Here is an 11,462-nt window from a genome sequence, read left to right on the forward strand (position 1 = left end):
CGGCGATGGCGCGGGCTCATGTGATCGGCGCGGGGCTGGCCGGATTGGCGGCGGCGATCGCGCTCACCAAGGCGGGCCACGCCGTCACCTTGTCCGAAGCGGGGCCGCGCGCCGGCGGGCGCTGCCGCTCCTATCACGATCCCCAGCTCGGCCTCACCATCGATAACGGCAACCATCTGGTGCTGTCGGGCAATGCCGCCGTGGCCGATCATCTCGCCACGATCGGCGCCGCCGATCGGCTGGCCGGGCCGGCGGAGGCGAGCTTCGCCTTTTTCGACCTGCGCGATGGCGAACGCTGGCGGGTGGCGCCCAATGGCGGGCCGCTGCCTTGGTGGCTGTTCGTCCCCGGCCGGCGGGTGCCGGGCACGGGCGTCGCCGATTATCTGCCGCTCGCCCGCCTGCTGGGCGCCGATGCGGATGCGCGGATCGGCGATGTGATCGCCACCGATACGCCCCTGTGGGAAAGGCTGATCGCGCCGCTGATGGTGGCGGTGATGAACACCCCGCCGGCGGAGGCATCGGCCGGGCTGGCGGCCGCCGTGATCCGCGAGACGCTGGCCAAGGGCGGCCGCGCCTGCCGCCCCCGCATCGCCCATCCCACCTTGGCGGCCGCCTTCGTCGATCCGGCGATCGCGTGGCTCCGGTCGCATGGCGCCGATATCCGCATGGGCCGGCGGCTGAAGGCGCTGGGCTTCGCGGGCGATCGGGTGGAGCGGCTGGGTTTCGCCGACGGGGCGGATGCCGTCGCCGCCGACGATCCGGTGATCCTCGCGGTGCCGGCATGGGTGGCGGCCGATCTCGTGCCGGGCCTCACCGTGCCCGATCGCCACCATGCCATCGTCAATGCCCATTTCGCCTTTCCGCCGCCACCCGCCTTGCCGCCGATGCTGGGGGTGATCGGCGGCACGGCGGAATGGATCTTCGCCTTTCCCGACAGGATCTCGGTGACGATCAGCGCCGCGGACCGGTTGTGCGACGAGGATCGCGGCGCGCTCGCCGCCCGGCTGTGGGCGGAGGTGGCCCGCGCCGCCGGGATCGATGCGCCGCTGCCGCCTTGGCAGATCGTGCGCGAACGCCGCGCCACCTTCGCCGCCACGCCCGATCAGGATGCGCGGCGGCCGGGAGCGGCCACGGCCTGGGCCAATCTGATGCTGGCGGGCGACTGGACACGGACCGGCCTGCCGGCGACGATCGAAGGGGCGATCCGATCCGGGCGGACGGCCGCCCATCTGGCAGGCGAGGTGGCACGCGCGCATGTATCAGTCTGAAGCCGGCAATCCTGTTCCCGTCGATCCGCTGGCCGCCGTGGAGGCGGGGGTCGATCGCGCGGCGGCCGCCCTGATCGCCGCCCAGCGCGACGACGGCCATTGGGTGTTCGAGCTGGAGGCCGATGCCACCATCCCGGCCGAATATCTGCTGCTGCGCCATTATCTGGGCGAGCCGGAGGATCTGGCGCTGGAGGCGAAGGTCGGCCGCTATCTTCGCCGCATCCAGAACGGGGACGGCGGCTGGCCGCTGTTCCACGGCGGCGCGATGGACCTGAGCGCCACGGTGAAGGCCTATTTCGCGCTCAAGCTGATCGGCGATGACGGAGATGCGCCCCATATGGCGCGGGCGCGCGCGGCGGTGCTCGCGGCCGGCGGGGCGGAAGCCGCCAATGTCTTCACCCGCATCCAGCTTGCCCTCTATGGCGCGGGGCCGTGGGCGGCGGTGCCGGAAATGCCGGTGGAGATGATCCTGCTGCCGCGCTGGTTCCCGATCCATCTGTCGAAGATGTCCTATTGGGCGCGCACCGTGATCGTGCCGCTGCTGGTGCTGATGGCGCTCCGCCCGCGCGCGCGCAATCCGCGCGGCACCCATGTCGACGAACTGTATCGCAGCAAGGAACCGGCGCCGATCGCCAGCCGCGCGGCGGGCACCGGAAGACTGTGGACCGAAGGCTTCCTCGTGCTCGACAAGCTGCTGAAGGGCGTGCGTCCTTTCTGGCCCGCCGGCTTGCGCCGCCGCGCGATCGATCGCTGCGTCGCCTGGACGCGCGAACGGCTGAACGGGGAGGACGGGCTGGGCGCGATCTATCCCGCCATGGCCAATGCCGTGATGATGTATGATGCGCTCGGCTATCCGCCCGATCACCCCGATCGCGCCATCGCCCGCGCCTCGGTCGAAAAGCTGCTGGTGCTCGATCCCGAGGACGGGACGGACGAGATCTACTGCCAGCCCTGCGTCTCGCCCGTCTGGGATACCGCATTGGCGGCGCATGCCCTGATGGAGGCAGGCGGCGACGCGGCGGAAGCGCGGGCGGCGAAGGGACTCGCCTGGCTCAAGCCGCTGCAGGTGCTGGACGTGAAGGGCGACTGGGCGGAACAGCGGCCCGATGTGCGGCCGGGCGGCTGGGCCTTCCAGTATCGCAACGATCATTATCCCGATCTGGACGATACCGCCGTGGTGGCGATGGCGATGGACCGCGCGCGCGGTCGGATCGTGCCCGGCGACGGGCAGGATCAGGCGATCGCGCGCGGCCGCGAATGGGTGGAAGGCATGCAGAGCCGCAATGGCGGCTGGGGCGCCTTCGATGCCGATAATATGGCGGAATATCTCAACAACATCCCCTTCGCCGATCATGGCGCGCTGCTCGATCCGCCGACCGTGGATGTCACCGCGCGCTGCATATCGATGCTGGCGCAGCTCGGCGAGCCGGCGGAAAGCCCCCGCATGCGGGCGGCGCTCGCCTATCTCGCGCGCGAGCAGGAAGCCGATGGCAGCTGGTTCGGCCGCTGGGGGGTGAACTATGTCTACGGCACATGGTCCGCCCTCTGCGCGCTCAACGCGGCGGGGGTCGATCCGCGGGAACCGATCGTGCGCAGGGCGGTCGCCTGGCTGGAGGCGATCCAAAATCCCGATGGCGGCTGGGGCGAGGATTGCGACAGCTATGCGCTGGATCGCACCGGCCACCGCCCCGCGCCCTCCACGGCCTCGCAGACGGCCTGGGCGCTGATCGGGCTGATGGCGGCGGGCGAGGTGGATGGCGCCGCCGTCCAGCGCGGCATCGGCTGGCTGATGCGCCATCAGGGCACGGATGGGCTGTGGCCGCAGGAACATTTCACCGGCGGCGGTTTCCCGCGCGTCTTCTACCTGCGCTACCACGGCTATCCGCGCTATTTCCCGCTCTGGGCGATGGCGCGATACCGCAACCTCAAGCGCGGCAACGCGCGCCGCGTGATGGTGGGCATGTGACGATCCTGGTGGCGACGGGGCTGAAGCGCGAGGCCCGGATCATCGCGCGCGACGGGCTGGCGCCGATCCCCGGCGGCGGCGACGCGGCGGCGCTGGAAGCCGCGCTGGAGGCGCACGCGCGTTCCGCGCGCGCGATCTGGAGCATGGGGATAGCCGGCGGCCTCGCCCCCGACCTCGCCGTCGGCGACTGGACGATCGGCGGCGATCCGGCGACGGTGGAGGCACTCGCCCGCCGCCTGCCCGAGGCGCGGATCGGCGAAGTTCATGCCGATGGCACGCTGGTCGCCGAGGCGGCCGCCAAGCGCGCGCTCCATGCCGGAACGGGCGCGATCATCGTCGATATGGAATCGCACGTCGCCGCCCGCGTGGCGGCCCGGCACGGCCTGCCCTTCGCCTTCCTGCGGGTGATATCCGATACCGCCGATCATGATCTGCCGCACGCCGCCTGGGTGGGGATGCAGCCCGGCGGCGGCATGGCGATCGGCCCGGTGACGGCATCGCTGGCCCGCAACCCCGGCCAGCTGCCCGCCCTGATCCGCACCGCGCGCGATGTGGGCGCGGCCTTCCGGTCGCTCGAACGGCTGATGGCGCGCATGAATGAAGGCGAACGGTTCTGGGAGCAGAGGCAATGATGCACTGGAAGCATTGGCGGCCGGCGGCGGCGCTTTTCATGACGATGGCGACGGGCACGGCGGTCCACGCGCAGGATGCCCCGGAAACGCTGTTCCGCGATGTGCGGGTGTTCGACGGGCAGTCGGATCGCCTGTCCCCGCCCACCAATGTCGCGGTGAAGGGCAATGTCATCACGGCGATCGGGCCGGCGGCCAAGGCGGGCGCCGGGGCGCGGGTGATCGAGGGGCGCGGCCGGACGCTGATGCCGGGGCTGATCGACGTCCATGTGCACCTGACCTTCGGCGCGCTCGACATGGCGAAGCTCATGTCGCCGGATCTGACCCCGCAGGCAGCCGAGGCCGCCGCCGCCGATCAGGCCAGGGCCATGCTGCTGCGCGGCTTTACCGCCGTGCGCGACATGGGCGGCCCGGTTTTCGGGCTGAAGGCCGGGATCGATAGCGGCAAATATCAGGGGCCGCGCATCTGGCCGTCGGGCGCGGTGATCAGCCAGACGTCCGGCCACGGCGATTTCCGCCTGCCCACGGAACGCTCGCGCCGCTTCTTCGGCAAGCCATCGCGCGCCGAGGAGTTCGGCGCCACCTTCATCGCCGACGGGCGGGACGAGGTGCTCGCCGCCACGCGCGAGAATCTCCGCTTCGGGGCGAGCCAGATCAAGCTGATGGCGGGCGGAGGTTCATCCTCCGATTACGATCCGATCGACGTGACCCAATATCTGCCCGAGGAGCTTTCGGCCGCCGTGGCCGCCGCCGAGGATTGGGGCACCTATGTCGCCGTCCACGCCTATACGTCGCGCGCCGTGCGCCGTGCGCTGGATGCGGGGGTGAAATCCATCGAGCATGGCCAGCTGCTCGACGAAGCGACGATCAAGCTGATCGCCGATCGCGGCGCATGGCTTTCCCTCCAGAACCTGCCGCCGCCCCTGCCGAACGATCCGCCCGATCGCGTCGCCAAGAAGATGGCGGTGCGCGAAGGTTCGGACCATGCCTGGAACTGGGCGAAGAAATATCATGTGAAGCTCGCCTGGGGCACGGACTTCCTGTTCCGGCCCGAGGAGAATCGGGAACAGAACGCCTATATCCTCCGGCTGAAGCAATGGTTCACCCCGGCCGAGATCCTGCGGATGGTGACGCACGACAACGCCCAGCTCCTCGCCCTGTCGGGCGAACGCGCGCCCTATAAGGGCAAGCTGGGCGTGGTCGAGGCCGGCGCGCTGGCCGACCTCATCCTGGTGAACGGCGATCCGCTGGCAAATATCGACCTGATCGGCGACCCGGATCGCAACTTCGCGGTCGTGATGAAGGACGGGGTGATCTATCGGGCCGATGGCGTGAAATGAACCTTCGAAGGTCGCGTGGCGGCCGTCATTACCGCCACGCCGCTGTCACATGCTTGCCGGCTTCGGGCTGCGATTGCCGGATGAGGGCCAGTTCGCGCTCGACATGGCTGGAATAGACGTTCTCGGCCGGGCGCTGGCGGCTGAGGTCGATATCCGGGGCCATCGGGCCTTCGGTCCGGATGTGGCGGGCGGCCTTCAGGAATTTGAGCGGATGGCGGACGGCGTCCGTGGTCGCGGTGCCCTCGAATCCGCAATGGACCATGCAGTCGGCGCATTTTTCATATTTGCCGACGCCGTAATTCTCCCAGTCCGTGTCGTCCATCAGCTCGCGGAAGGTCTGCACATAGCCTTCGCCGAGCAGGTAGCAGGGCTTTTGCCAGCCGAAGACGGTGCGCAGCGGCATCGACCAGGGGGTGCATTCGTAGGTCTGGTTGCCGGCCAGGAAATCCAGGAACAGGGGCGAGTTGGTGAAGGCCCATTTCCGCTTGGGATCATGGCGGAACACGTCGCGGAAGAGCTGACGCGTCTTTTCGCGGTTGAGGAAATGCTGCTGGTCCGGCGCGCGTTCATAGGCATAGCCGGGCGAGACGGTGATGCCGTCGAGCCCGATCGCCATCATGTCGTCGAAGAAGGCGGCGAGCCGATCGGGATCGGCGCCGTCGAACACGGTGCAGTTGATCTGGGTGCGGAACCCCCTGGACTTGGCGAGCAGGATCGCATCGCGCGCGACCTCGTAGACGCCGTCCTGGCAGACCGAGCGATCGTGCATCACCTGATCGCCGTCGAGGTGGATCGACCAGGTGAAGAAGGGCGACGGGCGATACTGATCGATCTTCTTCTTCAGAAGCAGCGCGTTGGTGCAGAGGATGACGAACTTCTTGCGCGCGATATAGCCTTCGACGATGCGCGGCATCTCGCGATGGAGCAGCGGCTCCCCGCCGGCGATCGATACGGCGGGGGCGCCGCATTCATCGATCGCGGCCATGCACTGGTCGTAGGAAAGGCGCTGGTTCAGTATCTCGTCCGGATAGTCGATCTTGCCGCAGCCCTTGCAGGCGAGGTTGCAGCGCAACAGCGGCTCCAGCATCAGCACCAGCGGATAGCGTTCGACGCGCCGGAGCTTGCGGCCCAGCACATAGCCGCCGATCCGCGCCGCCTGGGAAAAGGGTATGGCCGCCATCTTGCTCAGGCCTCCTCTGCAACCACATCGCGCCGGGCCAGCCGATCGAGCGCCGGCGGCAGGCGGAAATGAAGATCCTCCTCGATCCCGTCGAGCGTTTCGACGGTGATGGGAACATGGCCGCGGATCGCGGCGATCACGCCCTGGACGAGATCCTCGGGCGCCGAGGCCCCGGCGGTGAGGCCGATCCGCTCCACCCCCTCGAGCCAGGCGGGGTCGATCGCGTCGCCGTCCGCGACGAGGTGGCTGGGCAGGCCCAGCTCCACGCCGATTTCGCGCAGGCGGTTGGAATTGGAGCTGTTGGCCGATCCCACCACCAGCAGCATATCGACCACGCGGCAGAGGTCGCGCACGGCGGTCTGCCGGTTCTGGGTGGCGTAGCAGATGTCGGCGGTGCCGGGGCCGGTGATGTCGGCGAAGCGCGCCTTCAGCGCATCGATCACCGATCGCGTGTCGTCCACCGACAGCGTCGTCTGGGTGACATAGGCGACGGGGCTGTCGTCGGCGATGTCGAGCGCGGCCACGTCCTCCGCCGATCCGACCAGATGGACGGTGCCGTCGATCTGGCCCAGCGTGCCCTCCACCTCCGGGTGGCCGGCATGACCGATCAGCACCAGCGTACGGCCGGCGGCGACATAGCGGCGGCCCTGGATATGGACCTTGCTGACCAGCGGGCAGGTGGCATCCAGCACCGGCAGCCCGCGATCGCGCGCTTCCTTCTCCACCGCGCGGGCGACGCCATGGGCGCTGAACACGGTGACGGCGCCGTCGGGAACGTCGGACAATTCCTCCACGAACACAGCGCCCTTGGCGCGCAGCGTATCGACCACATGGCGATTATGGACGATCTCGTGCCGGACGTAGACGGGGGCGCCCACCCGATCGAGGGCGTTGTCCACGATCTCGATCGCGCGGATCACGCCGGCGCAGAAACCGCGGGGCTGGGCAAGGACGAGCTTAACCACCGAGTCCTCCTTTTACGAGGCTGCGCCAACAGATAGCGGAGCCGGCTCATTCCCAAAAGTTAAATCGCGGCAAGGCGTTCCGTGCCGTTCCTGCCATGATCGCGGCGGCAGGGGCTTGCCGCCGCCGCCGGGCCGGGCCACATCGTTGCGGCCTGCCCGTCGCGGATGGAGACGCCGATGTTCCGCCCCGCCTTTCTCCTGGCGCTTGCCGCCATGCCGCTGGCGCCCGTCGCGGCCCAGGCGCAGGCCGCCGATCCGGCTGCGCGCGTGGCGGCCTATAACGATCAGGTGGTCGCGATCATGAAGGCGCGGCTGCCGCTGGCCCAGCGCACCGACCGGTTCGAGGCGGCGGTGCGGGCTTATTACGACATGCCGGCGATCACGGCCCTGGTGATCGGCCCGAAATGGGCCGCCAGCCCGGCGGCGGACCGGCAGGCGGCGATCGCGGCGCTGACGCGGCATTCGGCCCTGTCGCTCGCGCGGAATTTCGCAAGCTATGGCGGGGAGCGCTTCATCGTCGATCCCGACGTTGCCGTGCGGGACAGCAGCCGGATCGTGAAGGTGACGATCCGCACCGGCACCAGCGGCGGCGATACATTGCTCTATCGGATGCGCCATTCGGGCGGGGAATGGCGGATCATCGACGTGATCGCGCAAGGGGTGAGCCAGCTTGCCGTGCAGCGCGCGGATCTTGCCCGCACCGTCGCCACGGATGGCGTGGCCGGCGTCGCCCGGCGGCTGCGCGCGATCGACGGCGGCGCTCAACGCTGATCCTTTCGCGGCGGCCCGAGCAGGGCGGGCTCGAAGATCAGCGCGCACACCAGGGTCCAGGCGAGCGAAAGCATCAGGATCTTGCCCATGCTGGCGGTGCCGGGATGGCTGGACAGCCAGAGGCTGCCGAAGGCGGTGCCGGTGGCGAGCGCCGAGAAGAAGATGGCGCGCGCGAGGCTGGATTGCAGGAGATCGGCGGCGCCGGCCCGCCAGGCCATCACGAAATAGATGTGGAAGGCCACGCCCACCCCGAACAGCAGCGGGAAGGCGATGATGTTGGCGAAGTTGATCGGCTGGCCGATCAGCACGCAGGTGCCGAGCGTGAGGAATCCCGAAAGGACGACGGGCGCGAGGGTGAAGGCCACCTCGCGCAGGTCGCGCAGCACGGCGAAGAGCAGCAGGCTGATCGCCGCCAGCGCCAGCAGGCCGGCATGGACGAAGGCATGGGCGACGGTGCGCGCGCCTTCCTGGGTGGATATGGCGACGCCGGTGGCATCGGGCGCGATCGCGCGCACCGCGCGGGTGAAGCGGGCGAGCGCTTCATTGTCGTTGCCGGCCGCGCGCGGCACCGCCTGCACGCGCACGCCGCCCTTCGGGGCCAGCCAGTCGCGCTTCAGATCGGCAGGGATATCGGTCAGCGTGACGGGTTCGGCGGACAGGGCGGCGCGCAGCTGGGCGAGCATCGCCTCCAGCGGCGGCACCAGCATCGCACGGGCCTTGTTGCGGGCCTCGGGCGGCGCGCCGGCCAGCGTGGAGAGGGCCTTGGCCAAGCGGCGGGCATTGGCGTTCTCGCCATGGGAGGCGAGCGCAGCGGCCGTGCGGCGGAGGGCGGCGACCGTATCGGCGTCGCTTGGCGGCGGCAGCGGCTCCAGCGGATCGAGCGTGAGATCGAGCAGCAGGCGCGCATCGGCGATCGTGGCGAGCTTTTCCGCCTGGCCTTCGGGCACGAAGCTTTCGATCGTCATCACCCGGCCGACCTCGGGCAAGGCTTCCAGCCGCGCGGCGAGCCGGCGGGCGGCGGGGAGATCGGGCGCGAGGATGTCGATCACATTGGGGTTGCGATCGGGATCGTGCATCAGATCGGTCAGCGTCGCCATCGCCTCGGCATCGGGGGCCTTGAGGTGGAGCGGGTTGAAATCGAACCGCACCGCCGGCAGCGCGATGATGCTCACCACCATCGACAGGCCGAACAGGCCCAGCACCAATTTGCGCCGCTGGATCAGGAAGGCGTCGGCCGGGGCCAGCGCGGGCGTGCCCACCTCGGCGCGGGGCCGGCCGGGGCGCAGCAGCAGGATCAGCGCCGGCAGCAAGGTGGCGCTGAAGGCGAGCGCCACGATCATGCCGATGCCGGAGATGATGCCCAGTTCGGCGATCCCCACATAATCGGTGGGCAGGAAGGCGAGGAAGCCGAGGCAGACGGCGCCGGCGGCAAGCAGCAGCGGCGCGCCGAGCGCGGTGGCGGCCCCCCGCAGCGCATCGGCGGGGCTCGCGCCGCCATGGCGTTCGGCCTGGAAGCGCACGGCGATCTGGATGCCGAAATCGACGCCCAGCCCCACGAACAGCGGGATGAACGCGACCGAGATCAAGTTGAACCGGCCGACGGCGATCAGCCCGATTGCGGCGGTGACGACGAGGCCGGCGAGCGTGGTGAGCATGATCGCCGCGACCAGCCGGCCGGAGCGGGTGGCGAGCCATAATGTGCCGAGCATGGCGGCGATCATCACCATGGCCACCAGCCATGCCTTGTCGGCGAGCGAGGAGAATTCCTCGTCCGACAGCGGCACCGATCCGGTGAGGCGAACGGTGACGCCATGGGCGGGATCGAGGGCGAGCGCGCGGGCGGCGGCACGGATCGCGTCGCTCGCGGCCATGCCGGGCTGGAGCGCGCCATAATCGAGGATCGGGCGGACCAGGATCAGCCGGCGGCGCGGGGCCTCCAGCGCGCCCTCCTTGTCCCCGTCGCCGAGCAGCGCCTGCCAGGAGAAATAGGCCGGCCGGCCGGCCGCCTGCGCCTCCAGCGCGTCTGCCAGCGCCGCCATCGGCCGGTCGATCCGGGCGATATCGGCCTCGCCCCGGTCGACGCCGGAGATCATCGTGCCGAGCGCATCGGCGATGCCGCGCAGGCTGGGATCGGCGGCGAGCGGGCCGAGGAAGGGCTGGGCCTCCACCATCCGGGCCGTTGCGGCGGCGACATCGGCCTGCGACCGGAAGAGCAGCCCCTCGCGTGCGAAGAATTGGCCGCCGTCGGGCCGGGTGACGCCCCGGAAATGGGCGCGATCGACCGCCAGCCGATCGGCGAGCGCGGCGGAGGCGGTCTCCGCCAGCTCCGCCGTCGCGCCATCCACCACCACCAGTATCGCGTCGCCATTCTGCGGGAAGGCGGCGTCGAGCCGGCGCTCGTTCACCCGCCAGCCGACATCGGGCGAGATCAGCGCCGTGCTGTCCGTTGTCATCGCGAAATGGGTGGCGGCATAGGCGCCGGCGGCCAGCGCGAGGAGGAGGGCGGCGACCAGCACCGCCATCGGCCGCCGGCAGGCGGCGTCCACCGCGCGGGCGACCGGCCCGTTCGCCCGCGCCGGCATCGTTGCTGGGGCCAGCCGCGCCACGCCCTGCTTCAGCCCGCCATATGGCGCAGGCGGAAGGCGATCCTCTGGTCGCCCGGCCCGTGATCGAAGGCGGCATCGGCGAATTTGGGCGGGCCGAGACGAATCTTCGCGTCGTTGGAAAAGCCGATGCCCTCGGTGGGAATGCCGATCAGGTTGCGATCGACCGTGCCGTTGCCGTTGCGGTCATGGAAACCCTGCGCGGCATAGCGGCCCGGCGGCACGCCCCGCACCACCACGACGGTGGCGCCGATCCGCGCCGGCGCCTCGCCCGACCAGGGGCAATCCTCTTTCAGGAAATGCGCCTCGGGGCAGATATCGACATGGACGCGCCCTTCGGCGGTGCGGACGCCGGTGACGGCGATCTCGATCGACCCGGACGGATCGGCGGCGGGCGCCGCCAGCAGCGCGGCCAGCAACAGCCGCGCGCCGATCAACCGGCATCCCCCGCGACGGCGAGGCTATTTTTTCTGAGGGCAGCGAGGACGGTTGCGGTGATGGCGTTGTGGTCGAGGCCGGCCTGTTCGTACTGGCGCTCGGGCTTGTCCTGGTCCTGGAAGATATCGGGCAGGCGCATGGTGCGCAGCTTCAGGCCGCCGTCGATCAACCCGGCGTCGGAGGCCAGCGTCAGCACATGCGCGCCGAGGCCGCCGATCGCCCCTTCCTCGATGGTGACCGCCACCTCATGGGTGGACAGCAGCCGGCGGATCAGCGCCTCGTCCAGCGGCTTGGCGAAGCGC

The 11,462-nt window shown here is 70.0% G+C and carries 10 protein-coding genes; 5 read left to right on the forward strand and 5 right to left on the reverse strand.

Annotation, left to right across the window (positions count from 1 at the left end; all coding sequences use genetic code 11):
* The first annotated feature begins 5 nt into the window (after positions 1-5).
* From hpnE to CV103_RS11545, 4 genes are read left to right on the forward strand one after another with little or no spacing between them, the layout of a single operon-like run.
* Positions 6-1,268 (forward strand): hydroxysqualene dehydroxylase HpnE, encoded by a 1,263-nt coding sequence (gene hpnE / locus CV103_RS11530; protein ID WP_107394993.1) that lies wholly within the window; start codon positions 6-8, stop codon positions 1,266-1,268.
* Positions 1,255-3,234, forward strand: coding sequence for a squalene--hopene cyclase (gene shc / locus CV103_RS11535; RefSeq protein WP_211314386.1), 1,980 nt, complete (start codon positions 1,255-1,257; stop codon positions 3,232-3,234). The genes hpnE and shc overlap by 14 nt, the downstream gene beginning before the upstream one ends.
* Entirely contained in the window at positions 3,231-3,866 is a 636-nt protein-coding gene (locus CV103_RS11540) for a phosphorylase family protein (protein WP_107394994.1), read from the forward strand. Before shc ends, CV103_RS11540 begins: the two co-directional genes overlap by 4 nt.
* Entirely contained in the window at positions 3,863-5,203 is a 1,341-nt protein-coding gene (locus CV103_RS11545; RefSeq protein WP_107394995.1) for a metal-dependent hydrolase family protein, read from the forward strand. Before CV103_RS11540 ends, CV103_RS11545 begins: the two co-directional genes overlap by 4 nt.
* Positions 5,204-5,231: 28 nt before the next feature.
* Here the strand turns inward: CV103_RS11545 and hpnH are convergent, their stop codons facing one another.
* Both hpnH and ispH read right to left on the reverse strand, forming a co-directional pair.
* Complete coding sequence (gene hpnH, locus CV103_RS11550; protein ID WP_015458559.1) at positions 5,232-6,383, reverse strand: adenosyl-hopene transferase HpnH; 1,152 nt, start codon at positions 6,381-6,383, stop codon at positions 5,232-5,234.
* A 5-nt stretch (positions 6,384-6,388) separates the two neighbouring features.
* Positions 6,389-7,348: a 4-hydroxy-3-methylbut-2-enyl diphosphate reductase gene (gene ispH / locus CV103_RS11555; protein ID WP_015458558.1), complete on the reverse strand. Its 960-nt coding sequence runs from the start codon at positions 7,346-7,348 to the stop codon at positions 6,389-6,391.
* A gap of 177 nt (positions 7,349-7,525) precedes the next feature.
* Here ispH and CV103_RS11560 point away from each other — a divergent pair, with 177 nt between their 5' ends.
* The gene (locus CV103_RS11560; protein WP_107395005.1) at positions 7,526-8,119 is read left to right on the forward strand and encodes an ABC transporter substrate-binding protein; all 594 of its coding nucleotides are present in this window, start codon (positions 7,526-7,528) and stop codon (positions 8,117-8,119) included.
* Here the strand turns inward: CV103_RS11560 and CV103_RS11565 are convergent.
* The 3 genes from CV103_RS11565 to CV103_RS11575 all read right to left on the reverse strand — a co-directional run.
* A complete protein-coding gene (locus CV103_RS11565; RefSeq protein ID WP_107395004.1) occupies positions 8,110-10,701 on the reverse strand; it encodes an MMPL family transporter in 2,592 nt (863 codons plus the stop codon). The genes CV103_RS11560 and CV103_RS11565 overlap by 10 nt on opposite strands.
* 32 nt (positions 10,702-10,733) lie before the next feature.
* The gene (locus CV103_RS11570; RefSeq protein WP_107394996.1) at positions 10,734-11,159 is read right to left on the reverse strand and encodes a DUF2141 domain-containing protein; all 426 of its coding nucleotides are present in this window, start codon (positions 11,157-11,159) and stop codon (positions 10,734-10,736) included.
* A partial coding sequence (locus tag CV103_RS11575) for a transketolase C-terminal domain-containing protein (protein ID WP_281258480.1) occupies positions 11,156-11,462 on the reverse strand: 307 nt, incomplete at its 5' end. The genes CV103_RS11570 and CV103_RS11575, both read right to left, overlap by 4 nt.

The organism is Edaphosphingomonas fennica, from assembly GCF_003034225.1.
GTDB classification, from domain to species: Bacteria; Pseudomonadota; Alphaproteobacteria; order Sphingomonadales; family Sphingomonadaceae; genus Sphingomonas_E; species Sphingomonas_E fennica.

Bases quoted from the DNA above. Each gene is read 5' to 3' on its own strand.
- hpnE (WP_107394993.1), top strand. From the start codon at position 6: ATGGCGCGGGCTCATGTGATCGGCGCGGGGCTGGCCGGATTGGCGGCG.
- shc (WP_211314386.1), top strand. From the start codon at position 1,255: ATGTATCAGTCTGAAGCCGGCAATCCTGTTCCCGTCGATCCGCTGGCC.
- CV103_RS11545 (WP_107394995.1), top strand. From the start codon at position 3,863: ATGATGCACTGGAAGCATTGGCGGCCGGCGGCGGCGCTTTTCATGACG.
- hpnH (WP_015458559.1), bottom strand. From the start codon at position 6,383: ATGGCGGCCATACCCTTTTCCCAGGCGGCGCGGATCGGCGGCTATGTG.
- CV103_RS11560 (WP_107395005.1), top strand. From the start codon at position 7,526: ATGTTCCGCCCCGCCTTTCTCCTGGCGCTTGCCGCCATGCCGCTGGCG.
- CV103_RS11565 (WP_107395004.1), bottom strand. From the start codon at position 10,701: ATGCCGGCGCGGGCGAACGGGCCGGTCGCCCGCGCGGTGGACGCCGCC.